Genomic DNA, 26,356 nt, shown 5'->3' on the forward strand with positions numbered 1-26,356 from the left:
CAATAACCCTGCTGGAGAGCCGCCTATATTAGCAAAGTTAATAAATAACCAAGAGATCTATAACCAAACTAGTTAAGAAAAACTTAACCTAAGCAGCATCTATTATTAACGCTTATACCTAGCCTATTATTAGGAACAGTTAATATAAAAACAATAGAGGATCACTGATGAGAAACCCACTGTTTCACCCAATGAGTTACGACATGGTCAACGACAATGTTGTTAGAACACGTGCCGCTTTTCTATTCTTAGTACCCGTCTCTATATTAGTCATCTTCTACAACACCATAAATGGCTCGGCTTTCATTGTTGATCCCAGCACACTGGAAGATACTTGGGAAACCAACATGGCTGGGCAGATCATCTACTCCGCTGAGGTCGTTCGCCAGGTCTACGACTGGACCCCACAAACTTACCTATTGCTCTATGTCCTTTGGGAGATGGTGCTAAGTCAAAGCAAACGAACCGCTTGGCTCTGCCCTCTGTTCTGGATTGCCGGTGCTATGAACCGTCACCACAAGCCGGTCTACCGCCCATACCAGCCTAAGAAGTTTGCTTGGAAGATTGGTACCGCACTGGTTGCAGCCTGCCTTCTCTTCTTCAATCCGGTACCGGTTGCCGAATTTGTAAACAGCCTCACAGGAAGTGAACTGCTGACAACCACACAAAACTGGATGCCTCGCTGGACCCCGCTAGTGACCATTCCTCTCTGTCTAACCTTCATGTGGCTTGAAGCCGCTGCAGGTTGGTGTGCCGGCTGTTGGTTCCACTCGGTGCTGGTAAAAGTCGGTATCTTCAAAGAGCACTGTGACACCTGTGTTGACAGTAGCAACGACTAAAAGACGATAGCTAGTTCACTCAAATCCTTATAAATTGTGAGGATCTTATACGATCTATACGGTCCTCACTGACATGCCACATCGATCACGTTTTAATTCGGTACTCCCTTTCACTGCTCTGCGTGAGGTCTTTAAAGAGGGGTACCGTTTTGATCATTTCATCAAAGACCTACTCGCCGGTTTAACTGTCGGTATCATCGCCATTCCGCTCTCTATGGCACTCGCCATTGCCAGCGGTGTACCTCCACAGTACGGTCTCTATACAGCGATCATTGCCGGTTTTAACCGGTGGCTCTAGATACAGCGTTTCAGGCCCAACGGCTGCATTCGTAATCATACTCTATCCAGTTGCTCAAAGTTACGGCTTGAATGGACTTCTGCTAGCTACGCTTCTGGCCGGTTTGATCATGCTCACGCTCGCTTTCGCGAGGTTAGGTCGGTTGATTGAGTATATACCCGAACCGGTGACTCTCGGCTTCACCAGTGGCATTGCCGTCGTTATCGCAGTATTGCAACTCAATGATTTCCTAGGCCTTCATATAGCTGAAATGCCTGAATTCTTCTTTGCCAAGCTTGTCACCCTGTTTGACCATCTTCCTGCCATTCACACCGGGGAGCTCGTTGTCGGGGTGGTGACACTGGCCTCATTGATCATTTGGCCAAAATTTAAAACGCCCATCCCAACCTATCTTCCAGCAGCCATTGTCGGAACCCTAGCGGCTTTTCTCTGGGGCTTTAACGAGATAGAGACTATTGGCACCCGTTTTCACTATCTATTACCGGATGGCACCTCTGGAGCCGGCATACCTCCTGTTTTACCCAGCCTAACTTGGCCATGGCAGCAACCTGGCCCTAATGGCGTCCCTCTTGATTGGAACTTATCGCTGGTCATTGAGCTACTGCCAGCGGCGTTCTCAATCGCTATGTTAGGTGCTATTGAGTCACTGCTCTGCGCTGTCGTGCTGGATGGCATGAGTCAAAAAAGACACCACTCCAACGGAGAGTTACTGGGTCAAGGGATCGGCAACCTAGTAACGCCTTGGTTTGGCGGCATTACAGCAACCGCTGCCCTGGCTCGATCGGCCACTAACTATCGAGTTGGGGCGGTCTCCCCGATTGCGGCCATAATCCACTCGCTGGTCGTATTGGCAGCTATCCTATTGCTCGCCCCTTGGTTAGCGAAGATTCCTATGGCTACCATGGCCGCAATGCTCCTTCTGGTTGCTTGGAACGTGAGTGAAGCGCCCAAAGCGATTAAGTTAGTACGACAGGCCAATTTGGGTGATGTATTGGTTCTGCTTAGCTGCTTCTCGCTGACCGTCATCTTTGACATGGTGATCGCCATTTGCGTGGGCGTCGTGCTAGCGGCACTGCTCTTCATGCGAGACATAGCACAGGTGACCCAAGTAAAAGATATCAGTGGCGTGCGTAAACATGTCCCTAGGCCGCTCTCTGAAAGAACCGCCGTCTTCAAAATCAACGGTCCGCTTTTCTTTGCTGCCGCTGATCGAGTTTTTGACCAACTGGAGCACCTAAGCCAAGGAAAACAAAAAATCATCTTATACCTAGATGGTGTATCGATACTGGATGCCGGCGGGCTGTCGGCACTTGAACGTTTCATTGAACGTCGAATTCAGGATGGCTGTGAAATCGTTTTGGCAGATCTGCAGTTTCAACCGTTAAAAACTGTCTCTCGATCTGACCTGACACCTCTACCGAACCAGTTAAGTTTTACCGCCACCTTAGCAGAAGCGCTAGAGTAGATCTGATAGAATTCACAGCATAACTATTTCGAGAGAGACTATGGCCACCGCATCTGCAGTACACATTTTGGTAAAGACCAAAGAGGAAGCTTTGGCGATATTAGCTGAGCTTAAAAAGGGTAAAAAGTTCGATCAGCTCGCTAAAAAACACTCTATCTGCCCATCAGGCAAGAGAGGCGGTAGCCTCGGTGATTTTCATCGTGGCGATATGGTCAAAGCCTTCGATGATGTGGTCTTTAAGCGCCCGATCTTAAAGGTACACGGCCCTATCAAAACCCGTTTTGGCTACCATCTAATTAAGACCCTTTACCGTAACTAAGGTCAAAGCCTATCTAACCAACCAGAAACAGTGTCGACCAACTCAGATTTATGTGTTTTGAAGTAGTGCTCTGCCCCTTCAACAACCAGCTGTGCCGACTTTGGATTACCTGCTTTTTCCAGCATAGCCAGACGCTCTGGCGCTTTTCTGATAACAGCCGGGAAATCTTCACTGCCATAAAGGTCTAAGACTGGCATTGGCATTTTATCGAGCTGAAAGGGCTCTACCATCGGTTGTTTGTAATCAGTGGCTCCCATCCCGATTCCGATATAGGCATCAAATGAGGCTAAGCTCGCTTCAGGTTGATTCTTAATCCAGCGCTGCGCCATGTGTGAACCACAACTGTGAGCGAGCAAAACAACCTTTCCGCCCTGCTCTTTAGCAAACTCGGTAGCAGCCTGGAAACGTGGAGCAGCATCATCAAAGATATCGACGTAGTCAAAATATTTAGCGCTCTTTTCCAGAACCGGAAGTTGAATGCTGAGCGTATTCCAACCCGCTTCGACCAATCCCACTCGTAAAGGGTTTACAACACTCTCCCAGTCGGCGTGATAACCACGTCCATGAGCGATGATCACTGTCCCTTTTGGCTCGTCGGCCTCCATAAAGATCGCCAGAAACTCTCGATCACCATCACTAAGCTCTATAGGGTCGCCATCAAAGATGACATCAACTATTTCATCCACCATCCGTTGTTCACGTTCAAGATCAGGGACTCGTTGAGCATGAGCGACAGTGGCAAGCATCGACACCCACAGTGTAAATGCTAACGGGAAGGTAGATAGGCGCATGACAAACTCCTAAGATGAATCAGACAGATTAACTGTATTAAAGCAGAATACGAAAAGGTGTAAATATTGAGTCACTTTTAAAATAAATTAATAACTTAGGGAACTTTTCAGGAAAACCTGTCTCTATATAGATAAGTGTCACAATGTTCATTAATGGTACAAAAGCAAAATCCAATGAGAATCATCGCAACCTCTTTAATCTGCTCAACACTGCTGGTAAGTGGATGCTCAAGCGTGAGTTACGACACGGCTCATAAGCTACGTATCAATGGCGATGTAGTCACCGTCCAATGTGAATCATCCATGTCAACGGTCACAGAGCATGAGAAGTTAAAATGGGGACGTAACATTGCAACGCCCATTTTGACGGTAGCGACCGTGGGTTTGGCACCCATCATCATCGGTGCCAATGCAGCCTTGGACTATGTCGATCGCAAAAATGCTTCCAATATGTTGGAGAGTTGTGGCAAGAATCCACTCAATGAAGAGCAGATACTTGCGGATGTTGGCACTAACGCCATGGTAAACGTCGCATTAGGCGCGGTTGATGTGGGTGGTGTGCTATCACCTGTTAGCTCAAACGCCGCGAACTAAGTTTCTACTCTGTGCCCAATCGATACGCATCGTGGCAGGCTACACACTGCGACGTAAGATCGGCCATTTTCAGAAAAATCTCCTGACTATCTTCAGTAATCTCCGAATCCCTGAGCGTCGTCGCTAACGCGTTCGCTTTTGTGTGCATCCCGTGACCCAACATCTGCATTCCAGGAGGCATGTACTCTCGAGCCGAATGCAGACCATTGGCGCCGTGACTGTTGCCAAAACCAAGATGCTGCTCAATCGCTTCTGCAGCCTGAACATAGTCTCCAGAGGCCACATTCATTAGGGCTAGGTTTACCCCCCTCAGGTGGTCTCGCATGTTCTGCAAAGTGAGATGGTATTCAGCTTCAGGAAACAATACGAGTTCTCTCTGGTCATTGACGACAGGTGTAGCCTCCTCTTCAGACATGCCGAGATGCTTCATCATCATCTCGTGATCATGTTGAGTCATTTTGCTGTGATCAACGGACATCTCTGCCATTGAGTGGCTAGAAGCCGTCATCAAAAACAGGGCTAATGAGAGTGGAGTCAGTTTTTTCATGCCAGGACCTACGAAGTAATTATTCGATCAAAGAATAATAGCAGAGGTTAAAAATTAATAAGACTTTTCCAAAGCAGAAGAGGATAATGGTAATAAGACTCTTGTTTATGGTTATAAAAAGTAAGAGTCGCTATTAACACTGAGGAAAGATCATGAAAAAGCTTTTAAGCATCGCTACCGCTGCAGTATTTGCGGGTACCACATTAACTGCAATCGCCAGCGACGAACACATCCAGCTATGGGACAAAATGAACGCTTACACCGTTGAGCTTGAAGATGGCCCAATGGAGATCACTCGAGTTAAAACTCCACCTGCATTGATTAAGGGTTACCTACAACCAATGGTTCCAGCAGAAGGTGTCACGCCAGTTGGTGAGATCGATGTGATCGAAGCGATTGGTAAAGAGAACAACATGATCGTTGATATGCGTATGAAAGATCACGTTCTTCAACTAGGTACCATCCCTGGATCTATCAACATTCCATACACTGAAGTTGCCATGAACATGGATCAATTCGGTTGTGAGAAAAAGGGTGAGGGTTGGAGCTGTGCAGACGTTACAACTAAGATCTACGCTTTCTGTAACTCAAGCACCTGTCCACAAAGCCCAAGCGGCATTCGTGCCATGATCCGTGAAGGCTACCCAGCAGAACTGATCTACTACTACCGTGGTGGTTACCAAGATTGGACCATTCATGGACTTACAACGGTTGAGGGTGAACTCTAATTGAGAGAGTGAGCTGATAAATATTCTAAAGAGGCCTTAGAGCCTCTTTTTTTATTCCTGTTCAATGAATAAAATAGGCTAAATTTTGATCAGGAACATGAATTGAAAACCTACTCTCTAAAAGCCCTTATTATCTCAGCCGTGTTATTGGTCAGCGGCGCTCTCAAAGCCGATGATTCTGCTAGAGCCTTCTACCAACTTGCAGAGAGACCGGTCACACTGATTGATATGGGCTTTTACAGACTCAACCTTGATCTAGATAAGCAGTTAATCCCGAATATTGCAGATCTTCTTAATACCCGAGACGAGCAGATTGGCATGCGCGCCTACATCTCCTCTTCACCTGAAACCGATATTATTTTAATCGTTGAGACACGCCTTAAGGGTGCGTTTGATGATTCCCGAAGTACGCGAAAAGCAAAAGCACTGTGCGACAAAATTACCGCTGAATCCGCACTCTATTTCTTTAGAAATCCTTTAATCGATTACTTTCAGACATTTGACCCATTTGAAGAGCCACTACCTAAGGAGTTAGCGGGTCATCTTGAAAGCGCACTTCGCCTCAGTGCGATTGTACCCACCAAAGAGGGGTTACCTGAGTATCGTTGCATGCGCCCGCTTAAACTTCGTTAAAGTTCAACGATTCTGCGCTTAACACCGCTCAAGGTGAACGCATCACGATCGGCGGCCGCCGGGAAGCGAGATCGATACTCCATAAGATCGTCTTTATTCAGCGAAACAGATTCGATCGTTGCTTGAAACGGTTCACTCTCTTTTAACAACTCCCCATCAAAAGAGATCACCAGGCTGTCGCCAGAATACTCCAGTCCATTTCCGTCCGTACCGACTCGATTGACTCCAACAACATAGGCTAGGTTCTCCACGGCTCGCGCCTGAAGCAGAGAGCGCCACGCGACTCTTCTAGCAGCCGGCCAGTTAGCCACATAGAGAAGCAGATCATACTCATCACAATTTCTTGACCATACCGGGAAACGAAGGTCATAACAGACCAGCGGCATAATTCGCCACCCTTTGTAGTGAATAATGACGCGCTCTTCACCGGCCGAGTAGTGATTTGGCTCATCACCCATAGTGAACAGATGGCGTTTGTCGTATTTAGCGACACGCCCCTCAGGGGTGATAAAGAGGAAGCGATTTCGATACTCCCCTGCAACAGAAACAGAGAGACTGCCTGCCAGAGCTTTTCCGCTTTGAGACGCGAGTTCAATCAACCATTGTAAGTTCTTGCCATCAATGGGTTCTGCACAGGTTTCAGGTGACATGGTAAAACCTGTCAAAAACATCTCAGGCATAACGACAATATCGCAGCTATCTAAAGCTAATACCTGCTCTTCGATAGCCTTACGGTTGGCCTGAGAGTCCTCCCAAGCAAGATCGATCTGAAAATAGCTCAGCGTTAAATTCGACATAGGCGTTCAATCGCTTTATCAAGGGTGTCATCCGCTTTGGCGAAGCAGAGACGAATACAACCTGTCTGCTCACCGTTTGAGTAGAACGGCGAAAGAGGAATGGCTGCGACACCCACCTCATCAATCATACGCAGTACAAATTGATCATCAGGCTCATCGCTGATCTCAGTGTAATCAACCAACTGAAAATAGGTACCACTCGAGTTGAGCAGTTTGAAACGGCTGTTTTGCAGCCCCTTAGCCAATCGATCGCGTTTTTGCGTAAAGAAATCCGGCAGTGTTCGTGGGTAGTCTGGCTCTTCAACCATAAAGTCCGCTATCGCATGTTGAATCGGTGTGTGGCTTGTGAATGTAACGTACTGGTGAACCTTGCGCAGCTCTTTGGTTAATGGCGCAGGCGCAACACAATACCCAGTGCGCCAGCCTGTGACGTGATAGGTTTTGCCGAACGAGGAGACAATGAACGAACGCTCAATCAACTCTGGATGAGTATTCACACTTTGATGCACCTGTCCGTCATAGACCAGGTGCTCGTAGACCTCATCACTGATGATCAATATGTCGGTGCCTCTGACAATGTCTGCCAGCGCATCTAAATCGGAACGCTGCCAAATAGATCCCGTCGGATTATGTGGCGTGTTAATCATGATCATACGGGTTTTAGAGGTGATGGCTGCTCTTACCTCGTCCCACTGCACCGAAAAATTGGGCGGTAGCAACTTAATATGAACGGGCACTCCACCATTAATCTCAATGGAAGGCTGATAGCTATCATAGGCGGGATCAAAGACGATCACCTCATCACCGGGCTGAATCACGGAGGTAATCGCTGAATAGATCGCCTCTGTAGCACCTGGCGTTACAGTCACTTCATTGGCCACATCCAAATCACGACCATAATAGTTTTTCACTTTGAGTTTAATCTGTTCCAACAGTTTGGGAACACCGGCCAAAGGGGCGTATTGATTGTTGCCTGAGGTAATCGCACGACCAACACCGTCTAGTAACTTCTGTGGGCCTAGGTAATCTGGAAAGCCCTGTGACAGGTTGATTGCCTGTTTTTCAGCCGCTAATGCAGACATTGTTGTGAAGATGGTTTCACCGACAGAAGGCAGTTTAGTTTTGGGGTAGTTCAGCACGCTTGGCTCCTAAAACTCTCGTATTGTGGGCTCTTTTTTTATCGCTTTTTTTAACCGTTCGAGAACCTCTGCAATGCGCTCTCGACCTTTTCGATCATATAGATAGTTGGCGAGACCTTCACTCGCTTTTTGTTCGCCATCAAGTCCTTCATGTATCCTGAGGCAATCAATCCTTGCCTCTTCCAGTAGTGGATCTGACTGTATTGGCAAGCCTAGAAAGAGATCCCACTCGGTCACTTTGGCTTCCCCAGAGAGCACACGTTCAAGTAGATTGATCACCGATCCTCTTGTTGGACGATAACTGGGTGTTCTGCCAAAGGTCAGTGCCGCGACCAACAGTAGAGTTGCCAGCAGAGTAAAGATAAATACTGGCAGTATGGACATCAGTGCACCCTATGCATCTCATGATCAATCAGACGTTGAGCCGCGGCGTGGATTCTTTCTTGGCATTCAGCCTCTACTTTCAGCATCTCCATCTGAAATTTTCGCTGTGACTGTTTATCCAAGGCTTTCCAATCTTGAAGGATAGGAATGTGGGAAGTTTTACCATAGACCTCTTCAATCACTTGGTAGTCAGGGTCTTGATGCAGCGATGCGTCATAATTATCAATCATCACTTTTAGACGCATGCACCCCTCTGTCAAAGTGATCTTGTCATCGTGCAGTATGGCATTAGAGATGATACGAATGCTCTCTGTTAGGTAACGTCGATTGGCTGCTGCCTCTACCGCCAATTTCTCCTCTTGCTCGGCTAACTGACGCGTTATCTCTCGCTGTTCACGCAACTGTTTGGTAATAAACCAGGCCAGCAGTGCAATGGCTATCACACCAATTAAGATCAGGGTGTATACTAGACTCTCGTTCATGTTCACTAATCCATTACCATGTTAATTCTCGATTCAAACGCACAGCTAGGAACTCTTATTGAGGAGCTCTACTTAAAACCAACCGGGATGACTGCAGAGCAAGCTGCTGAGTTATGCGGTCTTGATACGAAAGAATTTAGCGCTATTCTAGCCGGTGAGCTGCCAATGAACCACAAAAGAGCACTCGCTCTTTCTCGTGGTTTTAATACTCATATCAGTTTTTTTCAGAACTACATCCCTAGCAAATCCGATCAATAACTCAAAACCGGCCGACCACCGACAAACGGCTTGAAAGCTGATAAAATTGCGGACTTTCGTTTTTCAATACCCTGAAGGTCCCAATGAGCCCATCACTACACTACAACTGGTTCTCTAACGTACGTGGCGACATCCTCTCTGGTTTGGTTGTTGCTTTGGCTTTGATTCCAGAAGCGATCGCCTTCTCGATCATTGCAGGCGTTGACCCAAAAGTCGGCCTATACGCCTCTTTCTGTATCGCTGTCATCACCGCATTTGCCGGTGGACGCCCGGGCATGATCTCGGCCGCCACGGGGGCCATGGCCCTACTGATGGTCACTTTGGTGAAAGAGCACGGCCTTGAATACCTACTGGCAGCAACCCTCTTAACAGGTGTTATTCAGATTGGTGCCGGTTATCTTCGCTTAGGCTCGTTGATGCGTTTTGTATCACGCTCGGTAGTGACTGGGTTTGTAAACGCTCTGGCGATCTTGATTTTTATGGCGCAGTTACCTGAGCTGATTGATGTCACTTGGCACGTCTATGCAATGACAGCAGCAGGCTTGGTGATTATCTACACCTTCCCCTACCTAACCACTAAAATCCCATCACCACTTGTCTGCATCCTTGTTTTGACCGCGGTTTCAATGGCACTGGGACTGGATATTCGTACGGTAGGCGATATGGGTGAACTGCCTGACACACTTCCTATTTTCTTATGGCCAGATGTGCCTCTGACACTAGAAACACTGTGGATCATCCTTCCCTACTCACTACCTCTTGCAGTCGTAGGTCTTCTTGAGTCTCTTATGACCGCCACCATCGTTGATGATCTTACTGACACGTCAAGCGATAAAAACCGTGAGTGCAAAGGCCAAGGCCTTGCCAACATCGGTGCTGGCCTGTTTGGTGGCATGGCAGGCTGTGCGATGATCGGCCAGTCAGTGATCAACGTGAAATCAGGTGGTCGAACACGCCTATCAACACTGATCGCAGGTGTGGTTCTGCTAATACTCGTTGTTTTCCTAGATGAGTGGGTCTCGCAGATTCCTATGGCGGCACTGGTGGCCGTGATGATCATGGTCTCTATTGGAACCTTCTCTTGGGAGTCGATCTTTAACCTACGCAAACACCCAATGTCGACCAACATCGTCATGTTGACGACGGTCGCCGTCGTTGTGGCGACTCACAACCTAGCCTTTGGCGTCTTTGCCGGTGTGCTGTTAGCGGCCCTATTCTTTGCCAACAAAATTGGTCAATTCCTCTACATTGGCAAAGAGGATGGCGAGGGCGAAAACCATCGTGTCTATCGTGTTGTCGGCCAGGTATTCTTCAGTTCAAGTGATAAGTTCACCGCTGCGTTTGATTTCAAAGAGGACACAGATCGTGTCACCATTGATCTATCACGTGCACACTTCTGGGATTTAACTGCCGTCGGCGCACTGGATAAGGTGATTCTTAAATTCCGTCGTGAAGGGATTGCGGTTGATACCGTTGGTTTGAACGAGGCGAGCGCGACCATCGTGGATAAATTCGCCGTACACGACAAACCTGATCAGATCGATGAGCTGATGGGACACTAAGGAGTATTTATGACTCAAGTTGTAGCCTGTATTGATGGCATCGGTGAACGCTCAGAAGCCGTGTGTGACACGGCCGCTTGGGCGAGCCGAGTTCTTCAAGCACCTCTTAAGCTTCTGCACGTTCTAGATAAACGTGAATTCCCAACGGAAGAGAAGAGTCAACTCAGTGGCACCATTGGGCTCGGTGCCCGCGAGTCTCTTCTAGAAGAGCTCGCCTCTCTTGATGAGCAGCGTGGACGCATTGCCCGTGAACAGGGTCGTGTCATGTTGAATGCCGCTCTAGAGAGAGCCAACCAAGACCGCGCATTCGAACCCTCAACCTCACAACGTCATGGCGACCTGCAGCAGACCCTTGAAGAGGAGCAGTCAGATACTCGTCTGCTCGTGTTAGGCAAAGGCGCGCATGGGGATGCAATGGGGGTTCATATCGAACCGATCATTCGCGCACTGCATCGCCCTATTCTGATTACAGATACAGCACTGGTTGAACCCAAGCGTTTTATGATCGCTTACGATGGTAGCAAAACCGCTCGTAAAGCTCTGGATATGGTTGCCAAAAGCCCACTGTTAAAAGAGGCTGATTGTGAGCTATTAATGGTAGGGCCAGCGACATTCGACTTTAAACAGGAGTTGGAGATCGCTGAAAAGGTCCTAGTGGAGGCTGGCTTTAATGTGAATGCCACATTAGCGGCAGGTGAAGCAGAAGAAGTTATTCTGGAGCATGAGTCTAAGACGGGTTCAGAGCTGCTGGTAATGGGCGCTTACGGACACTCGCGTATCCGCCAGATGCTGGTTGGCAGTACCACTACCTCACTTCTAAGACGAACACCGACGCCCGTCCTTCTGTTGCGTTAGTCTTATCTGTTTTTGATAGCATTGCCTAGGAGGTTTAATACCCTCTTAGGCAATGTACATAATTACTTTTGAGCTTGATACTGCTCGAACGCCTCGATTGCTTGTGCACCATAGACCATTGAAGGTCCACCGCCCATCAACATAGCAACCCCAATCATATCGTCAAGCTCTTCTCGAGTAACACCAGCGTTGGTCGCGGCATTCATATGGTAGGCGATACAGCCATCACAACGGATCGCAATTGCAATGCCCAGCGCAATAAGCTCTTTCGTTTTAACATCCAACACCCCCTCTTTCATGGTGCCTTGATGCAACGCAGCAAAGCCTTTTCGCGCACCGTTCGGCAGCTTAGCGGCAAATTCATTAAGGTGATCGCGATATTCTGGGTAGTTATGACTCATAGCCTGCTCCTAAATTAAGTTAGAAGCAGAATAGAGAAGTGGGTAGGAAAGGTATTGAGATAGGTCAGTTAAATTAGAATTCTCTAAATTAAGTGCATAGATTCTAATAGGGCTTCAACTAAACCGATCAGGGCCAGACCAATAAAGAGTCCCGTTATCCGTTTAATCGACTCTTCACTAAAACGTGAAAAGAGCTTAGAGGCCAACGGCAAAGAGACCACACAGCCGACCATCAAGGAGGCCACCAGTGCATAATCCATGACACCGCGGCTACCAAAGGTGATTGAGACTGCCAGTGATAGAATCAGTCCAACAGGAATCGACGTCGCTACGGCAGATTTTACAGAGAGCCCGCCAGATGAAGAGAGTGCTGGAACCACTAGGACTCCGCCACCCACACCCGTAAGACCCATCAAAAAACCAGTGATACCACTGAGCCAAGAGAGGCTGAGTCTGCTTAAATATTCTTTAATCCGTTTAGTAAACATCGAAGCGAGAGAGAGCAGGCCAGCAAGAAGAACGAGTAGCATCAGCACTCGATCCACTGTCACTCTCATCTCTGGATCCGAAACGAGTGTTAAGCTCAAGGCACTGAGGATGGTGACCGGCAAGCATAGGTAGAGAAACTTTCGACCAACCGTCCAGTTAACCCCACCCTGCTTCGCATGACCAACTGTCATCAACACCTTCGCTAAAAAGGCAAAGAATGAGCCACTGGCAACCGCCAATGTTGGATCCAGATTAAACAGAACAATCAGGGAGGGAACCACCAGAACGCCAGCGCCAACACCCGATAAAAAGATCAGCATCGAGAAGAAGAATCCTGCCACAATTGCATAAGGATCCAGACTACTGAAGAGAGAGAGTTCCATCACATTGTCCTAAATTAAAAACCGAAGCTTATCGCTGCGGCATATCTGCTCGACCATAACCCAAACTAACAGAAGCATCGTCAGGGATGCTTGGAATAGTATCATTCCAATCCATCCAAACTTGACGCATCTCAGCCAGTTTATCTGGATAGTTCTTAGCTTGGTTCGCACGTTCGCGTGCATCGTTGACGACATTGAATAGATACTCATGCTCATCAACTTTCAGGTATTTCCAATCGCCCATACGGTAGGCACGCTGATCACGGTGATTCATACGCCAGAAGAGAGGACGTTCAAAGCTCTCAACTTGACCCGTTAGAACAGGTGTCAAATCTACTCCGTCCGTTGCGTAGCTTGGGTCCGCTTCGCCGCCACCGATCTTCATCAGAGTGTATGACCAATCCATTGTCATACAGTGCTGAGTCGTTTTCTGGCCAGCCTTAATGCCCTTAGGCCAACGAACCACCCAAGGGACACGAATACCGCCCTCTGTTAGGTCCATTTTACCGCCGACCAGAGGCCAGTTATCGGAGAAACGCTCACCACCGTTGTCGCTGGTAAAGACGATCAAGGTATCCTCTGTTAGGCCCTGCTCTTCAAGCGCAGCCATGATGTTCCCGATCCCCTCATCCATGTGGTGAATCATACGTTGATAGGTATGAATGTTACCGCCATCAAGATGGAAAAGATTGGTGATGTTTTTAGAGACCTCTTCGTCGTCGCGCGTCTCCCAAGGCCAGTGTGGCGCCGTGTAGTGAAGACTTAGGAAGAAAGGTTTACCGTTTTTCGCATCATCTGCTTTACGGTTTACAAACTGAACCGCACGCTCTGACAATAGATCCGTCAAATAACCCGGCTCATGGTGCTCCTCTTCATCAATGTAGAGATCATGGTCACCCTTACCACTGACATGGCTAAAGTAATCCACACCACCCGCCATAATGCCATAGAACTCATCATAGCCCGATTTGAGTGGACTGAAATGAGGTGGATAGCCAAGGTGCCACTTGCCGATTAGACCTGTGTTGTAACCCGCCTTTTTTAGCTGTGAAGGCAAGGTTGGGATTTCTGGTGGTAAGCCTAGACGAGGGTCACCCTTTGATCGACTGTTGATTGGTTCTTCCAATGCACCGCGTAAACGGTACTGGTATGCCATGGTCATCAAGGCAAAACGTGTCGGAGAACAGACGGGAGAGTTCGCATAACCGTCGGTAAAGATCATGCCCTCTTCTGCCAAGCGATCGATGTTTGGAGAGATCATGCCAAACTGTGCTTCACGACCACCGTAACAGCCTAGATCTGCATAACCCAGATCATCAGCAACAATGTAAATAATATTGGTCATAGTGCCCCACCTTCCTTAATAAGGCTGTTAAATCCAAGAATACGACGGTGAGCAAGCAGGATAAGAACCGCTCCACCAAGACCGACTAGATCCCAGTAACCGTCAGGAACAAACATCAACACGACACAGCTGATGCGCAGTGCAATTTCGAAGATATTCAGTTTTGATTTATCAAAACCGATCAGTGCACTTGAAAGAACGGGAATGCTGACAATCAGTTTCAACATCAACCAGGCCCAAGGCAGCCAAGCGAACTGAATATTCTCTTGATCGACACTCAACATCATAGGGTTGTAAGCAAACATGAAAGGTATCAAGAAGATCATGATACCGATTCGAGAGGCATCAACGGATGTCTTAATCGATTTACCCCCTGAGATGGTGGCTGCAGCATAGGCCGCTATTGCAACGGGTGGGGTGATGGCTGAACCCACTGCGATCATGAACACAAACATGTGAGCCGTTAGCGTGTCCAAACCGAGCATCTGCATCGCTGGAATCGCGATTGTTGCTACCGTTACATAAGCGGGTAGCGTTGGCATACCCATACCCAAGATCACACACCCGACTGCCGCAACAATCAACGAAATCATCAATGAATCGGTCACCACTGAGTTTAGAAGTACCCCAAATTTGACCGGCACACCCGTTGCTGAAAGCGCTGAGATAACAATTGAGACCGCCGCAATCGCCATTAAAAGGCCTGCGAAGGTGGATCCACCATCCGACAGACACTTAATCAAACGAGCAGGCTGTTTACGAATCTCAGGGTTAATGAAACTCAATGGGAATAGCAGTGCTAGAGCGGTAATCGAAGCGCCCGATGGTGACATACCTCGAATCAGTAGAACCACGATCACAAGCAGCGGGCCAAAAATCATTAGAAGATTAAGGTAGTCCTGTCTCTCTGGAACTGGAGTATTGGCAATATCCTCTTCGTTAGGCTGAATTCCCAAACGCTTAGTCTCGAAGTAGATCATCGTGCAGACACTGACGTAATAAGCTACAGCTGGTACTAATACAGCTACGATAACCGTCAGGTAGCCAACACCTGCAAAGTCCGCCATGACCAGTGCAGCGGCACCCATGATAGGTGGCATAATCTGACCACCAGAAGAAGCCGATGCCTCTACAGCGCCAGCAAAACTTTTCGTGAAGCCACGACGCATGATCATTGGGATGGTCACGACACCGGTGCCGACAACATTAGCTACTGCACTGCCCGACACGGTACCAAACAGGCCAGATGACATGACCGCTGCATAGGCAGGGCCACCCGCAGTGCGACGCATCCAGTAGAATGCGATGCGAATCATCGACTCACCGGCACCAACGCCCTCTAAAACGGCACCTAGAATGATGAATGGGAATACTGTTGTAATAACGATTGAGAAGGTACTTCCCATAATGCCTGTATCAAGCGAGAAGAGTAGATTCTGCGCCAACATCTCTTCGATACCGCTGTTAACAGTACGTAAAGGCCCCGGCCAAAGGTGCCCTGTCCACATATACGCAATTCCGATCACCCCAAGGATTGCAACCGGAATGCCCCAAATACGCCAACAGAAAAATAGAGCACCTGCAGCCGAGCAAACTGCGACCCACATCTCGTATGAGCCAAATAGGAACATTGCATCATCAATATCGCGCGCGACGAAATAGAACTCGAAGCTACCCCAGAAGAGGCCAGCAGTAGCTGCCAATCCTGTAAGAAGAACCCACCATGGCGTTTTCTTGCTTGAATCAGCCAGATCAACCAACACCATCGCTACACAAAGTGCGAAGAAGGTAGGTCGGAACCAGTGCATAGGGAAAGGCCCTAAACGGAAATCACCAATAGCTGGAAGGATATTTGCAAGGCCGTAGAAGGCCACCACAATACCCAAAACAAAAGCGATCGACTTTTGCACAGTAGCTGCGAGAGAAGTATTCATAATTAAGACTCTAAATAAGCGAGGCAAAGCTGCCCCGCTTTATAGGTAACGAGTAACTGAATAGTTACTTAAGGTTTGCAGGAACTTCAATACCCTGCTCTTCGTAGTACTTGATAGCACCAGGGTGAAGTGGAGCAGTTACACCTGTAAATGGGCTGTACTTAACTAGGTGGTTAAGTAGACGGTTGTCTTTACCCATCTGCTCACGTGACTCCATGTAAACCTTAGTCATTGTGTAGGCAAGATCATCAGACATCTTCTCGTTCACACCGATAAACATCAGTGTTAGGAATGCGCCTGAATCAGTCTCATTAGCTTGATCTGGGTAGGTACCCGCAGGAACGACAGAAGCTTCCATACCCAATCCAGCTTTAGGCTGTGTACCTTCAGGAATTCCTAGGATCCGAATTGGACGCTTAAGGCTTAGCTCAGCAACAACCTGCGAGCCTACTGGGAAAGAACCTACGTAAACGTCAAACTGGCCATCCTGGAAAGCCTGAGCTGCAGCACCCCAAGGTGCTTTGATGCCCTCGTATGCATCTTTAGCTAGGCCACCCGCTGCTGCAAGAGAGGTGATCTGAGCGTTAGCAGCACCCGCTGGTGGACCGATGTATACGCGTTTGCCGGCTGCATCCTTCCACTCGTTGATGCCGTTATCAGCCCAAGTGATCGCGTGGTAAGTACTGCCAGGGAAGCCGTAGAGTGCACGCACAGTTTTAGCCATTTCAGCGCCTTTCTCAGCGCCCATCTTCTTGTAAGGGGCCTTTACCTACTGTTAAAGCTTTAAAAGCGCCTGGTGGAATAACGGCTGAATCTAGTTTGCCCGTAGCTACTTTTAGTAGTGACTTAGTCAGTGTCTGACCCATCGCTAGCTGAACATTGACATCCTTATCAGCAAGGTAAGAGGCCATAGTCTGAGGCATTAGACCGACAACAGACTGAGCAGTTGCTGCTTCCATACTGATATCTGCTGCTTGTGCAGTAACTGACGCGAGGCCTAATGTAGTCGCAAGGACAGTTTTACGAAGTGCGTTCTTGAACATCATTTAACTCCAAGGGTTATTATTTTTAGAACTTAGCCAGTCTAGTAGATTGCTTATAAATGTGTAAAATGCATTTTTAAATAGCCAAATTAAAAAAAACGTATGGATCCAAAACACCTCTATTATCTATCGGTGGTCCTTGAGAAGGGCTCTTTGACAGAAGCCGCTAAACATTTAGCACTGACTCAGCCAACCCTGACTCGCACCATGGCGACACTGGAGATGCAGGCTGGAACACAGCTGTTCAGCCGAAGTCGATACGGCGTTAAAGGAACTCCTGTTGGTGTCGCCTTGGCTCGTGAGGGTCGAACGATCAATCGAAGCATGGAGGCGGCACGATTTCATGCATCGCGTTACAGAATTGGTTTGGACAAAGAGATTCGCATTGGCATTGGTCCACTACTGTCGGCAACCATCATGCCAGACGCCATGAACTCACTGTTAGAGCGGCACCCTAAGGCCTCATTGACGATTGAAGTCTCTCGCCCAACGGCTGTCATTGATCATCTAATCGATAATCAACTGGATATTGTGATTGCACCCTCTGCGTCTGACAAAATGATACCTGGCTGTGACCGACAGCTCCTCTTTAATGATGAAATCGCCATCTACTGCAGTAAAAACCACCCTTTAGCCGACAAATCGGATTTAACGATTGAGGATTTAGCGGCAGCGAATTGGTTAAGTCTTGGCCACGGGTCACCTTTTGAACGTGAGGTGATGGAACTGCTTAAAGAGTCTGGTCTAGCAAAAATACGTACTCAGATTGTCTTTCGTAATGAGGGGTATCTTCTGTTAGAGACTCTTCGTCAAGGGAAGCATCTGGCGGTATTGCCCAACGTGCCGATGCAGGTATTTAAAGATTCTGAAGAGTTTAAGCGGATAGAGTTCAAACGAGAGCTATCTCAACCGAGAAATATCTATCTTTGGGCGCGTGAAGAGATGCTGGAGAATAGCATCTATGAAAGTATTAAAGAGGTGATGCTGGCACAAGCAAAGACACTCATCGCCAGCACTCAGTAGGATTAATTAGCCTACCTTTTCACCTTTGGCTTGTAGGTCAGCATGGTAAGATGAGCGGACCAATGGTCCACTGGCAACATGACTAAAGCCCATCTCTTTTGCCAACGCCTCAAACTCTGCAAACTCATCAGGTGTGACAAATCGATCAACCGGAAGGTGATCACGGCTTGGCTGTAGGTACTGCCCAATCGTAATCATGTTGACGTCATGTGCACGAAGATCCTTCATCACCTCAACAATCTCTTCGTTCGTTTCGCCGACGCCGACCATCAAACCAGACTTGGTACGCACTTCTGGACGCAGTACTTTGTAGCGTTTTAGAAGCTCCAATGACCAAGCATAATCAGCCCCTGGGCGAACCTGTTTGTAGAGACGAGGCACTGTTTCTAGGTTGTGGTTAAAGACATCGGGCGGAGTATCTTTAAGGATCTCCAATGCGATATCCATGCGGCCACGAAAGTCAGGCACCAGGGTCTCTATTTGAATAGAGGGCAGACGTTCACGGGTTTCACGAATACAGTCAGCAAAGTGCTGTGCGCCACCGTCACGTAGGTCGTCTCGGTCTACAGAGGTAATGACCACGTAACGAAGACGCATATCCGCAATCGCTGTGGCTAACTCAATAGGCTCGTCTGGCGATAAGGCATTAGGACGGCCATGTGCAACGTCACAGAACGGACAACGGCGAGTACAGATATCGCCCATGATCATGAAGGTCGCTGTACCATGAGTAAAACACTCACCTAGGTTTGGGCAGCTCGCCTCTTCACAGACCGACGCAAGTTTATGCTTACGCAGGGTATCTTTGATGCGCTTAACTTCAGCATTAGAGCCCATGCGGACACGAAGCCAATCAGGCTTACGTGGCATATCCTCTTTTTCAGTCGGTATTACCTTAACCGGAATACGTGCTAACTTTTCAGCGCCACGCAGCTTAACTCCCTGCTCCGCTACACCCTTAGGTTTGATTGTCTCTTCACTCATTCGCTATCCCATCCATGAATAGTGTGCCACTCTGCGTAGCCAATTGCGTTTGCCAGATATTGTACTAGTTCAGACCCAACCTTTTCTACTTTAGTCGCAGAAGGATCAAACCTTGATAACTGTGTCATCTGAAGCCCTGCATAGCCACAGGGATTAATTCGTAAGAAAGGCTCAAGATCCATATCGATATTGAGCGCTAAACCGTGAAAGCTACGACTCTTGCGTACGCGCAGTCCCAGTGAACAGATCTTGTCTCCATCGACATAAACACCCGGCGCATCTGGTTTTGCGGCGGCTATGACTCGATAATCCGCTAACAGAGAGACAACCGAATCCTCCATCAGTGTGACCAGATCTCTAACACCCAACTTATTACGTTTTAAATCAAGCAGTAGATAGATCACCAGTTGACCCGGCCCGTGGTAGGTAACCTGACCACCTCGATCGACTTGGACGACAGGAATATCACCGGTGCCCAACAAATGCTCCGCTTTACCAGCTTGCCCCTGGGTAAAGACAGGCTCATGCTCTAACACCCAGAGCTCATCCGCTGTGTCTGCTGTCCGCTCATTAGTAAAAGCCTGCATCCTATCAAAGGCTTCTAGATAAGGCTGACGCCCTAAATAGCGAACGTTTAGAGGTAGATCAGATACCACTAAAGCACCATTTTGACGCGACCTGACGCCTTCAGATCGGTATGAATCTGCGCCAACTGCTCTTCACTGGTTGCAGTGATCAATACACGAACTGAGGTAAAGCGTCCTTTACTACTGGCATTGATCTCAACTTTAGACTCATCCAAATCCGGGTCGTAAAGCTTCATGGTATTAACTACGAAATCTCTATAGTCCGGCGCACTGTCACCGACCACCATGATTTTGTAGTCAGGACAAGGAAACTCAATTTTAGGAGGTGTAGGTTCGCTCATAGGTACCTCTAAAGTGAACGAAAGGTGGTTCAATCAGCGACTAACCGAACAACCCTTGGAAAAACAGAACAATGCTGTGCCAGATCGCTTTCACGAAGCCAGCCTCTTCAACCGACTGAAGCGCAAGCAAAGGCTCACGAGCGGCCTCTTCACCCTCTAGGGTCACTAGAAGATGACCTACCACTTCACCCGCTGCTAGAGGTGCTTCAATAACCTCTGGAAGGTCTAAAGTCGCGGCTAACTGATTCTCGCTGCCGCGGGGAATGGTTAACGACAGATCACCACCCAAGCCGAGAGAGACTGAATCGGTCATACCCTTCCAAACCTTTGGCTTATTCAGCTCTTGACCCGCTTTGTATAGTGGGTAATTTCTGAAGAAACGAAAGCCGTAAGCCAACAGCTTTTGACTCTCTTGGGCACGAGCTTGATCAGACGTCGTTCCTAGAACCACAGAGATCAGACGCATATCATCACGCACGGCTGACGATACCAGGCAGTATCCCGCCTCTTCCGTATGACCCGTCTTGATACCATCGACCGTTGGATCGCGCCACAACAGACGGTTACGGTTAGGCTGTTTGATATCGTTGTAGGTAAAGTACTTCTCTTTGTAGATGGCGTACTGTTCAGGGAAGTCCTGAATCAACGCACGACCAATCAACGCTAGATCTCGTGGTGAAGAGTAGTGACCCTCAGCAGGTAAACCGGTCGCATTTTTAAAGTGGGTATTGGTTAGACCCAAACGCTCAGCATGCTGGTTCATCAAATCAGCAAAGGCCTCTTCACTCCCAGCTACATACTCAGCCAAAGCAACCGACGCATCATTCCCTGACTGGATGATGACTCCACGAAGCAGATCCTCCAAACGAACTTGAGTCCCTTCACGAACAAACATCCGTGACCCTTCCGTTTTCCAAGCTTTAACGCTGATTGGCACAAGGTCGTTAAAGCTGATGTTACCCTCAGACACTTCGTGCTCAACGATGTAGCTGGTCATCATTTTAGTCAAACTAGCTGGTGCAAACTGACCATCTGCACCTGACTCAGCAATGATGTCACCCGTCGAGGCATCCATTAAGACATAAGCTGTTGCCGCTAATTGGGGTGGTGGAGGCAGAACGGCTGCCTGAATTTGAACCGTCGCAACCGCGACAAACAGTAGAACTAGGAAACGAATCTTTGAGAGCATCTTTACAACTTTTAAATAGGTTAAAACAGTTTAGGGGGATTTTATCAGCAATGGCGATGAATAGCCCATCGACTCCAAACTTTGCACCATTGAGTCAATCGACAGTGTGTCAGTCAGCGGCCCCACGAGCACTCTATGAAACTCGACATCACCCTGGCGAACTCTCTTGATGACGGCTTGGACGCCATCCATCGCTGAAAGTCGACGCTGAACCGATAGAGCCGAGCTCTCTTTACCAAAGGATCCTACTTGAAGGAATGCACCGGTATCGTCAGGTTTTGGCTGTTGAAGAGACGCAACAGGTTGAGGCGTTTTCTCTACTGTTTCAGTGGTATCAGCATGACTTCGAGCATCAATGGCCTCGACCCTAACTCGACCGGTACCCTGTTTCAAAATTTCCAAACGCGCCGCAGCTGAGTAACTTAGATCGATCAAACGATTTTCATGAAAGGGACCGCGATCGTTAACGCGCACAACAACCGACTTACCGTTATCCAGATTAGTAACTTTTGCGAAGCTGGGAATGGGCAGGCTCTTGTGTGCTGCAGACATCTTGTAGATGTCGTAGATCTCACCGTTAGAGGTTTTGTGACCATGAAACTTCAGGCCGTACCAAGAGGCGATACCCTCAGCTCTGTAACCAATGTGCGAAGGGAGCACATTATAGCTTTTACCCCAGACCTCGTAGGTCGAACGATTGCCCCCACGACTGTAGGGTATGTCGACAGGAACAGCATCGGCCACATTGGATACATCCGGTGGATTATCAGGGGCAAAATCTTTGCGAACTTTATATCGCCCGCCTGCCGTTTCACGATCGTAGGTAGGCGTGGAACTACAACCGACCAGAGCCAGGGCGAATAGAGCTACGATTGCTTTCAGCGTGAACCTTGTCACCAGTTAACCCTTGTAGATCTCAAGACGTATGGCTTCGCTCAGTTCACGAACCGCATTGGCATAGAGACGACTGTGATTATAGCGAGTGATGACGTAGAAGTTATGCAGTCCGAGAAGGTATTGATCACCTTGATCGCTGCTCATACGCATCAGTGTTGCAAGTTGATCGTCTGCAACTTCACCCTTGGCAATCACTCCACGTTGACGCCACTCACCCAGTGTAAGCTCTGGTTTAAGGCCCTTGTTAAACCACTCTGAATCAACACTGCCGTTCAAAAGGACGTCACTGATAATTGGCTCACCCGCACGCCAGCCATGACGAGCAAAGTAGTTCGCCACACTGCCAATAGCATCAACGGGGTTGCCCCAAATATCGCGCTGTTGATCGCCGTCAAAATCCACGGCATAAGCTAAGAAGCTTGAAGGGATAAATTGACCATAGCCCATGGCGCCAGCGTAAGAGCCTTTCAAAACACCGGGCTCAACCCCCTCTTGGCGCGCTAGGCGAAAGTAGTCACCTAACTGCCCTAGGAAGAAGTCGGCACGTTTAGGGTAGTCAAAACCCAAGGTCGACAGCGCATCCAAAACTCGATAATTACCAGTGATACGCCCAAAGCGTGTCTCCACACCCATGATCGCTAAAACTATTTCAGGTGGTACGCCATAAACTTCTTCAGCTTTCAACAGCGTCTCTTTGTGCTCTTTCCAGAACTGAATGGCTTGTTTGATGCGACGCTGCTCAATAAAAATCGCTCGGTACTCACCCCAATTTAGGCGACGCTCTGCTGGACGGCTGATCGCATCAATAATGCTCTGCTGATACTTTGCTCGACCTAACACATCACGAATGTAACTCTCTTCGAAACCATCAGCCTTCAGGTCATCAATCAATATCTGAGCTCGTGGATGGGCCTCATAACCAGCAAAAGAGGCTGTTGATACCGCTAAACAACCCGCTAACACCATCGTTTTAAAATGTTTAAGCATGCTTATCTCCAAGCAGTCATCTTATTATTCTAGCGTCGCAACATCGATTTATGGGTATGAATCGACATCAGAATTCCGAAACCTATCATCAACGTCACGATAGAGGTACCACCATAGCTCACCATTGGCAGAGGGACCCCTACAACCGGCAGAATCCCACTGACCATGCCGATGTTCACAAAGACATAGACAAAGAAGGTCAGCGTGATACTAGCTGCTAGCATACGGGAAAAACTGTCAGGTGCCTTAACAGCGATCATTAAGCCACGACCTACAATTAAAAGGTATAGAGCGAGTAGCACTAACACCCCTTTCATTCCCAGCTCTTCGCCGATCACTGCAATAATAAAGTCTGTATGAGATTCAGGAAGAAAGTCCAGTTGAGACTGGGTACCACTCAAGAAACCTTTGCCAGAGAGGCCGCCCGAACCGATCGCCGTTTTCGACTGTATGATGTTCCAGCCCGAGCCAAGAGGATCGCTCTCTGGATCTAAAAAGGTCAGCACCCTCTGTTTCTGATAATCCTTCATGATCATCCAGAGCCCAGGCAGTGAAGCCGCTACAACCCCAGCACTCAGAAAGATCCAGCGCCAGTAGATTCCCGAAAATAGCAAAATAAATACACCTGAGGCGCCAATCAGCAACGAGGTACCAAGATCTGGTTGCTTCATAATCAGTGCAAATGGGATCGCAATTAAGATCAAACTCACTATGATCGCTTTAAAGTTGGGCGGCAGTGTGTATCGAGCGATGTAACCCGCCACCACAATAGGTAGAACCAGTTTCATTAACTCTGATGGCTGAAAACGAAAACCGGGCAGCGCCAACCATCGCTGAGCACCTTTAGCACCAACCCCAAACAAGATAACGCCAACCAACAAGGCCACACCAAGCAGGTAGAGCCAGGGCCCTACCCTCATGATCACCCTAGGGGGGACTTGCGCGAGAAAAATCAACGCGGCAAATCCTGCAGCCATGCGGATGGCCTGACGCTCAACATAGGCCCAGTCTTGCCCTGATGCACTGTAAAGAATGACCAGCCCTGCTACACAGAGCGCTAGCAATAGTAAAAGCAAGGGTAAATCTAGGTGAGTGTAATTCCACAAGGAGCGCTGCTTGCGAAGTCCTGACTGATCTGGCGAGACGGAGCGGTGGAAATCTTTAGACATTAATCATCTCCCAACTCACTGGTGTAATCGCCCAGTAACCAAGCATCAATCACTTCACGCGCGACCGGTGCTGCAGCTCTAGAACCACCCTCGCCGTTCTCGACGACTACCGCCACTGCAATTTTAGGATCATCAGCCGGTGCAAAGGCAACAAAGAGTGCGTGGTCTCGCTGACGTTCTAGCAGAGCCTCTGAGTCATATTCAGCATCTTGAGCAATGCCGACCACTTGGGCCGTACCTGTTTTGCCTGCCATGGTATATGGCGCTCCCGCACCGGCTTTTCGAGCCGTACCGTAGGGAGCATTCACCACATTCACCATGCCTTCAATAACCTTTTCAAAGTACTCGGGGTGATTGAGTTCAACATCGGGTAGTGTCGGCTTCTGTTGTAGCTGTTGGATAATCTCTGTCTGTTCCGCAGTTAGCTCATTTTCAGCGATGAAGCTCTTGATCATCTGTGGACGCACCCACTTACCGCGATTGGCTAACACTGCTGTAGCTGTCGCGAGCTGCAGTGGCGTAGCTATCATATAACCCTGCCCAATACTTAGATTGAGTGAATCACCGGGGTACCAAGGCTGTTTTTCGCGACGCTTCTTCCACTCATTTGATGGGAGAAGTGCTCGGCCCGCCTCAGGCAGATCCAGACTGGTAACTTGGCCAAAACCGAAACGCCCTAAATAGTCACTGTAAACATCAATCGGAGTTTTAGATGCGGTATCATAAAACCAGACATCACAAGACTCAGCCAATGCGTGATTCAGATCGACTCGACCATGACCAGATTTCTTCCAGTCTCGCCATTTACGGCCGTTTTCGGAGAGTTGATAGAAACCGGGATCCCACACTTTGTGATCAATCGGTACCGATTTAGAATCAACCGACGCAAGTGCGGTAAAGGGCTTCAGCGTTGATCCCGGTGGGTAGGCTCCACGGATGGCACGATTGTAAAGAGGCTGATCTTTATCATCGCGAAGCGTATTGTAGTCATCGAATGAAATACCCGTTACAAACTCATTGGGGTCGTAAGAGGGGTTGCTCACCAATGACAAGATTTCACCGGTTTTAGGTTCAATCGCTACAACAGCGGCTCGCTTACCCTCCAACAGTTTCGCTGTAAACTGCTGCAGCTTTAGATCAAGACTTAACTGGATATCCAAACCTGGAGTTGGGTCCTCTTGCTCCAAAACACGCATGACTCGGCCGCGCACATTGGTTTCAACACGCTGCAAACCGACCTGTCCGTGCAGTAACGGCTCGTAATATTTCTCTACCCCAAGCTTGCCAATGTAGTGTGTTGCAGCATAGTTGTTAGGGTCTAAGGTTTTGAGTTCGCGCTCATTAACACGCCCGACATAGCCAATGGCATGCACCAATGAATCTGGATGAGGATAGTAACGAACAAGATCAGCTTCGATCTGCAACCCCGGAAGACGGTAGAAGTTCACCGAGAGCTTAGCAATCTCCTCTTCGGTCAAACGAGACTTTAGAGGGACGGTGGAGTGTGGACGTCGACGGTGCTTAAGACGCTTTTTAAAACCTTCTACTTCAGCTGCAGAGAGCTCAACCAGCGAAGCGACATCCTCCAACAGCGAATCCACATCATCAACCTCCTCTTTAAGGAGCGTCAAACTGAAGCTAGGGCGGTTTTCAGCCAACAGTTCGCCATTACGATCGTAAATAAGACCTCGTCTTGGGGCGACTGGCTGAAGTTTAATGCGATTGTTTTCTGATAACAGAGAGAATCGATCGTGCTCAACGACCTGCAAGAAGTAGATGCGACTGACCAGAATTGCCATAAGCACTAAAACGAAAAGAAACGCGACGACTGCTCGGTTAACAAAGAACCGATTCTCTTTTTGGTAGTCGTTAAATCGTCTCTGATCCATCTAA

28 protein-coding genes and 1 pseudogene are annotated in these 26,356 nt (G+C 48.3%); 9 read left to right on the plus strand and 20 right to left on the minus strand.

What is annotated here, in order from left to right:
* The first annotated feature begins 167 nt into the window (after window positions 1-167).
* The 3 genes and pseudogenes from XMD530_RS05135 (at window position 168) to ppiC (ending at window position 2,921) form a co-directional block, all read left to right on the plus strand.
* Window positions 168-839, plus strand: a complete 672-nt coding sequence (locus tag XMD530_RS05135) for a DUF4395 family protein (protein ID WP_173483244.1) — start codon at window positions 168-170, stop codon at window positions 837-839.
* Between the two features lie 214 nt (window positions 840-1,053).
* Window positions 1,054-2,602, plus strand: a pseudogene (gene dauA / locus XMD530_RS05140) (C4-dicarboxylic acid transporter DauA).
* Between the two features lie 40 nt (window positions 2,603-2,642).
* A complete protein-coding gene (gene ppiC / locus XMD530_RS05145) occupies window positions 2,643-2,921 on the plus strand; it encodes a peptidylprolyl isomerase PpiC (protein WP_173506846.1) in 279 nt (92 codons plus the stop codon).
* 2 nt (window positions 2,922-2,923) lie between these two features.
* Here the strand turns inward: ppiC and XMD530_RS05150 are convergent, their stop codons facing one another.
* Window positions 2,924-3,712: a DUF3530 family protein gene (locus XMD530_RS05150; RefSeq protein ID WP_173506847.1), complete on the minus strand. Its 789-nt coding sequence runs from the start codon at window positions 3,710-3,712 to the stop codon at window positions 2,924-2,926.
* A 174-nt stretch (window positions 3,713-3,886) separates the two neighbouring features.
* Here XMD530_RS05150 and XMD530_RS05155 point away from each other — a divergent pair, with 174 nt between their 5' ends.
* The gene (locus XMD530_RS05155; RefSeq protein ID WP_173506848.1) at window positions 3,887-4,306 is read left to right on the plus strand and encodes a hypothetical protein; all 420 of its coding nucleotides are present in this window, start codon (window positions 3,887-3,889) and stop codon (window positions 4,304-4,306) included.
* Window positions 4,307-4,310: 4 nt separating this feature from the next.
* Here XMD530_RS05155 and XMD530_RS05160 read toward each other — a convergent pair whose 3' ends face one another.
* On the minus strand, window positions 4,311-4,853 hold the full coding sequence (locus tag XMD530_RS05160) for a hypothetical protein (protein ID WP_173489070.1): 543 nt from the start codon (window positions 4,851-4,853) through the stop codon (window positions 4,311-4,313).
* A gap of 152 nt (window positions 4,854-5,005) precedes the next feature.
* On the opposite strand from XMD530_RS05160, the gene XMD530_RS05165 reads away from it, so the two are divergent.
* Both XMD530_RS05165 and XMD530_RS05170 read left to right on the plus strand, forming a co-directional pair.
* Window positions 5,006-5,581, plus strand: coding sequence for a rhodanese-like domain-containing protein (locus XMD530_RS05165; RefSeq protein ID WP_173482010.1), 576 nt, complete (start codon window positions 5,006-5,008; stop codon window positions 5,579-5,581).
* A gap of 102 nt (window positions 5,582-5,683) precedes the next feature.
* Entirely contained in the window at window positions 5,684-6,214 is a 531-nt protein-coding gene (locus tag XMD530_RS05170) for a hypothetical protein (RefSeq protein WP_173482011.1), read from the plus strand.
* Here the strand turns inward: XMD530_RS05170 and XMD530_RS05175 are convergent.
* Genes XMD530_RS05175 through XMD530_RS05190 form a run of 4 tightly spaced genes read right to left on the minus strand, consistent with a single transcriptional unit; the run spans window position 6,211 to window position 9,016 of the window.
* The gene (locus tag XMD530_RS05175) at window positions 6,211-7,011 is read right to left on the minus strand and encodes an amidohydrolase (RefSeq protein WP_173506849.1); all 801 of its coding nucleotides are present in this window, start codon (window positions 7,009-7,011) and stop codon (window positions 6,211-6,213) included. The two genes, XMD530_RS05170 and XMD530_RS05175, sit on opposite strands and share 4 nt — an antisense overlap.
* Window positions 6,999-8,150, minus strand: coding sequence for a methionine aminotransferase (locus XMD530_RS05180; RefSeq protein ID WP_371731728.1), 1,152 nt, complete (start codon window positions 8,148-8,150; stop codon window positions 6,999-7,001). The genes XMD530_RS05175 and XMD530_RS05180 overlap by 13 nt, the downstream gene beginning before the upstream one ends.
* Window positions 8,151-8,159: 9 nt before the next feature.
* Window positions 8,160-8,534 (minus strand): hypothetical protein, encoded by a 375-nt coding sequence (locus XMD530_RS05185; protein ID WP_173482013.1) that lies wholly within the window; start codon window positions 8,532-8,534, stop codon window positions 8,160-8,162.
* Window positions 8,534-9,016 (minus strand): DUF2489 domain-containing protein, encoded by a 483-nt coding sequence (locus XMD530_RS05190; protein ID WP_173483252.1) that lies wholly within the window; start codon window positions 9,014-9,016, stop codon window positions 8,534-8,536. Before XMD530_RS05190 ends, XMD530_RS05185 begins: the two co-directional genes overlap by 1 nt.
* A gap of 341 nt (window positions 9,017-9,357) precedes the next feature.
* On the opposite strand from XMD530_RS05190, the gene XMD530_RS05195 reads away from it, so the two are divergent.
* Together XMD530_RS05195 and XMD530_RS05200 are read left to right on the plus strand one after the other, a co-directional pair.
* The gene (locus tag XMD530_RS05195; RefSeq protein WP_173482016.1) at window positions 9,358-10,836 is read left to right on the plus strand and encodes a SulP family inorganic anion transporter; all 1,479 of its coding nucleotides are present in this window, start codon (window positions 9,358-9,360) and stop codon (window positions 10,834-10,836) included.
* A gap of 9 nt (window positions 10,837-10,845) precedes the next feature.
* Entirely contained in the window at window positions 10,846-11,691 is an 846-nt protein-coding gene (locus tag XMD530_RS05200; protein WP_173482017.1) for a universal stress protein, read from the plus strand.
* A gap of 62 nt (window positions 11,692-11,753) precedes the next feature.
* Here XMD530_RS05200 and XMD530_RS05205 read toward each other — a convergent pair whose 3' ends face one another.
* The 6 genes from XMD530_RS05205 to XMD530_RS05230 form a co-directional block, all read right to left on the minus strand.
* A complete protein-coding gene (locus XMD530_RS05205) occupies window positions 11,754-12,092 on the minus strand; it encodes a carboxymuconolactone decarboxylase family protein (RefSeq protein WP_173482018.1) in 339 nt (112 codons plus the stop codon).
* Between the two features lie 83 nt (window positions 12,093-12,175).
* Window positions 12,176-12,964, minus strand: coding sequence for a sulfite exporter TauE/SafE family protein (locus XMD530_RS05210; protein ID WP_173482019.1), 789 nt, complete (start codon window positions 12,962-12,964; stop codon window positions 12,176-12,178).
* 28 nt (window positions 12,965-12,992) lie between these two features.
* The gene (locus tag XMD530_RS05215) at window positions 12,993-14,309 is read right to left on the minus strand and encodes a sulfatase (protein WP_173482020.1); all 1,317 of its coding nucleotides are present in this window, start codon (window positions 14,307-14,309) and stop codon (window positions 12,993-12,995) included.
* Window positions 14,306-16,243 (minus strand): TRAP transporter fused permease subunit, encoded by a 1,938-nt coding sequence (locus tag XMD530_RS05220; protein WP_173506850.1) that lies wholly within the window; start codon window positions 16,241-16,243, stop codon window positions 14,306-14,308. The genes XMD530_RS05215 and XMD530_RS05220 overlap by 4 nt, the downstream gene beginning before the upstream one ends.
* Window positions 16,244-16,307: 64 nt before the next feature.
* Window positions 16,308-16,967: a TAXI family TRAP transporter solute-binding subunit gene (locus XMD530_RS05225; RefSeq protein WP_173482022.1), complete on the minus strand. Its 660-nt coding sequence runs from the start codon at window positions 16,965-16,967 to the stop codon at window positions 16,308-16,310.
* Between the two features lie 13 nt (window positions 16,968-16,980).
* Window positions 16,981-17,289, minus strand: coding sequence for a hypothetical protein (locus XMD530_RS05230; protein WP_173506851.1), 309 nt, complete (start codon window positions 17,287-17,289; stop codon window positions 16,981-16,983).
* Window positions 17,290-17,388: 99 nt separating this feature from the next.
* Between XMD530_RS05230 and XMD530_RS05235 the strand changes: the two genes are divergently transcribed.
* On the plus strand, window positions 17,389-18,309 hold the full coding sequence (locus XMD530_RS05235; protein ID WP_173482024.1) for a LysR family transcriptional regulator: 921 nt from the start codon (window positions 17,389-17,391) through the stop codon (window positions 18,307-18,309).
* 6 nt (window positions 18,310-18,315) lie between these two features.
* Here the strand turns inward: XMD530_RS05235 and lipA are convergent, their stop codons facing one another.
* From lipA to mrdA, 8 genes are all read right to left on the minus strand, one after another.
* Window positions 18,316-19,293 (minus strand): lipoyl synthase, encoded by a 978-nt coding sequence (gene lipA / locus XMD530_RS05240; protein ID WP_173482025.1) that lies wholly within the window; start codon window positions 19,291-19,293, stop codon window positions 18,316-18,318.
* Entirely contained in the window at window positions 19,290-19,880 is a 591-nt protein-coding gene (gene lipB, locus XMD530_RS05245; protein ID WP_254442908.1) for a lipoyl(octanoyl) transferase LipB, read from the minus strand. The genes lipA and lipB overlap by 4 nt, the downstream gene beginning before the upstream one ends.
* A 68-nt stretch (window positions 19,881-19,948) precedes the next feature.
* On the minus strand, window positions 19,949-20,221 hold the full coding sequence (locus XMD530_RS05250; protein ID WP_173482027.1) for a YbeD family protein: 273 nt from the start codon (window positions 20,219-20,221) through the stop codon (window positions 19,949-19,951).
* A 40-nt stretch (window positions 20,222-20,261) separates the two neighbouring features.
* Complete coding sequence (locus XMD530_RS05255; RefSeq protein WP_173482028.1) at window positions 20,262-21,410, minus strand: D-alanyl-D-alanine carboxypeptidase family protein; 1,149 nt, start codon at window positions 21,408-21,410, stop codon at window positions 20,262-20,264.
* Between the two features lie 30 nt (window positions 21,411-21,440).
* A complete protein-coding gene (locus XMD530_RS05260) occupies window positions 21,441-22,307 on the minus strand; it encodes a septal ring lytic transglycosylase RlpA family protein (RefSeq protein WP_371731729.1) in 867 nt (288 codons plus the stop codon).
* A 3-nt stretch (window positions 22,308-22,310) separates the two neighbouring features.
* Complete coding sequence (mltB, locus tag XMD530_RS05265) at window positions 22,311-23,294, minus strand: lytic murein transglycosylase B (RefSeq protein ID WP_173483265.1); 984 nt, start codon at window positions 23,292-23,294, stop codon at window positions 22,311-22,313.
* 29 nt (window positions 23,295-23,323) lie between these two features.
* The gene (gene rodA / locus XMD530_RS05270) at window positions 23,324-24,463 is read right to left on the minus strand and encodes a rod shape-determining protein RodA (RefSeq protein ID WP_173483266.1); all 1,140 of its coding nucleotides are present in this window, start codon (window positions 24,461-24,463) and stop codon (window positions 23,324-23,326) included.
* Window positions 24,463-26,352 carry a penicillin-binding protein 2 gene (mrdA, locus tag XMD530_RS05275; RefSeq protein ID WP_173495636.1) on the minus strand — a complete coding sequence of 630 codons (1,890 nt, stop codon included), beginning with the start codon at window positions 26,350-26,352 and terminating at the stop codon, window positions 24,463-24,465. The genes rodA and mrdA overlap by 1 nt, the downstream gene beginning before the upstream one ends.
* Window positions 26,353-26,356 lie beyond the last annotated feature (4 nt).

It is taken from the genome of Marinobacterium sp. xm-d-530, assembly GCF_013283365.1.
Classification (GTDB): domain Bacteria; phylum Pseudomonadota; class Gammaproteobacteria; order Pseudomonadales; family Balneatricaceae; genus Marinobacterium_E.

Excerpts from the sequence above, each read along its gene's own strand:
- XMD530_RS05135 (WP_173483244.1), top strand. The coding sequence starts at position 168 with ATGAGAAACCCACTGTTTCACCCAATGAGTTACGACATGGTCAACGAC.
- XMD530_RS05205 (WP_173482018.1), bottom strand. The coding sequence starts at position 12,092 with ATGAGTCATAACTACCCAGAATATCGCGATCACCTTAATGAATTTGCC.
- XMD530_RS05225 (WP_173482022.1), bottom strand. The coding sequence starts at position 16,967 with ATGGCTAAAACTGTGCGTGCACTCTACGGCTTCCCTGGCAGTACTTAC.
- XMD530_RS05185 (WP_173482013.1), bottom strand. The coding sequence starts at position 8,534 with ATGTCCATACTGCCAGTATTTATCTTTACTCTGCTGGCAACTCTACTG.
- XMD530_RS05210 (WP_173482019.1), bottom strand. The coding sequence starts at position 12,964 with ATGGAACTCTCTCTCTTCAGTAGTCTGGATCCTTATGCAATTGTGGCA.
- XMD530_RS05165 (WP_173482010.1), top strand. The coding sequence starts at position 5,006 with ATGAAAAAGCTTTTAAGCATCGCTACCGCTGCAGTATTTGCGGGTACC.
- ppiC (WP_173506846.1), top strand. The coding sequence starts at position 2,643 with ATGGCCACCGCATCTGCAGTACACATTTTGGTAAAGACCAAAGAGGAA.
- XMD530_RS05220 (WP_173506850.1), bottom strand. The coding sequence starts at position 16,243 with ATGAATACTTCTCTCGCAGCTACTGTGCAAAAGTCGATCGCTTTTGTT.
- XMD530_RS05160 (WP_173489070.1), bottom strand. The coding sequence starts at position 4,853 with ATGAAAAAACTGACTCCACTCTCATTAGCCCTGTTTTTGATGACGGCT.
- XMD530_RS05200 (WP_173482017.1), top strand. The coding sequence starts at position 10,846 with ATGACTCAAGTTGTAGCCTGTATTGATGGCATCGGTGAACGCTCAGAA.
- XMD530_RS05190 (WP_173483252.1), bottom strand. The coding sequence starts at position 9,016 with ATGAACGAGAGTCTAGTATACACCCTGATCTTAATTGGTGTGATAGCC.
- XMD530_RS05175 (WP_173506849.1), bottom strand. The coding sequence starts at position 7,011 with ATGTCGAATTTAACGCTGAGCTATTTTCAGATCGATCTTGCTTGGGAG.
- XMD530_RS05255 (WP_173482028.1), bottom strand. The coding sequence starts at position 21,410 with ATGCTCTCAAAGATTCGTTTCCTAGTTCTACTGTTTGTCGCGGTTGCG.
- XMD530_RS05155 (WP_173506848.1), top strand. The coding sequence starts at position 3,887 with ATGAGAATCATCGCAACCTCTTTAATCTGCTCAACACTGCTGGTAAGT.
- XMD530_RS05230 (WP_173506851.1), bottom strand. The coding sequence starts at position 17,289 with ATGATGTTCAAGAACGCACTTCGTAAAACTGTCCTTGCGACTACATTA.
- lipA (WP_173482025.1), bottom strand. The coding sequence starts at position 19,293 with ATGAGTGAAGAGACAATCAAACCTAAGGGTGTAGCGGAGCAGGGAGTT.
- XMD530_RS05150 (WP_173506847.1), bottom strand. The coding sequence starts at position 3,712 with ATGCGCCTATCTACCTTCCCGTTAGCATTTACACTGTGGGTGTCGATG.
- XMD530_RS05250 (WP_173482027.1), bottom strand. The coding sequence starts at position 20,221 with ATGAGCGAACCTACACCTCCTAAAATTGAGTTTCCTTGTCCTGACTAC.
- mrdA (WP_173495636.1), bottom strand. The coding sequence starts at position 26,352 with ATGGATCAGAGACGATTTAACGACTACCAAAAAGAGAATCGGTTCTTT.
- lipB (WP_254442908.1), bottom strand. The coding sequence starts at position 19,880 with ATGCAGGCTTTTACTAATGAGCGGACAGCAGACACAGCGGATGAGCTC.
- mltB (WP_173483265.1), bottom strand. The coding sequence starts at position 23,294 with ATGCTTAAACATTTTAAAACGATGGTGTTAGCGGGTTGTTTAGCGGTA.
- rodA (WP_173483266.1), bottom strand. The coding sequence starts at position 24,463 with ATGTCTAAAGATTTCCACCGCTCCGTCTCGCCAGATCAGTCAGGACTT.
- XMD530_RS05235 (WP_173482024.1), top strand. The coding sequence starts at position 17,389 with ATGGATCCAAAACACCTCTATTATCTATCGGTGGTCCTTGAGAAGGGC.
- XMD530_RS05215 (WP_173482020.1), bottom strand. The coding sequence starts at position 14,309 with ATGACCAATATTATTTACATTGTTGCTGATGATCTGGGTTATGCAGAT.
- XMD530_RS05195 (WP_173482016.1), top strand. The coding sequence starts at position 9,358 with ATGAGCCCATCACTACACTACAACTGGTTCTCTAACGTACGTGGCGAC.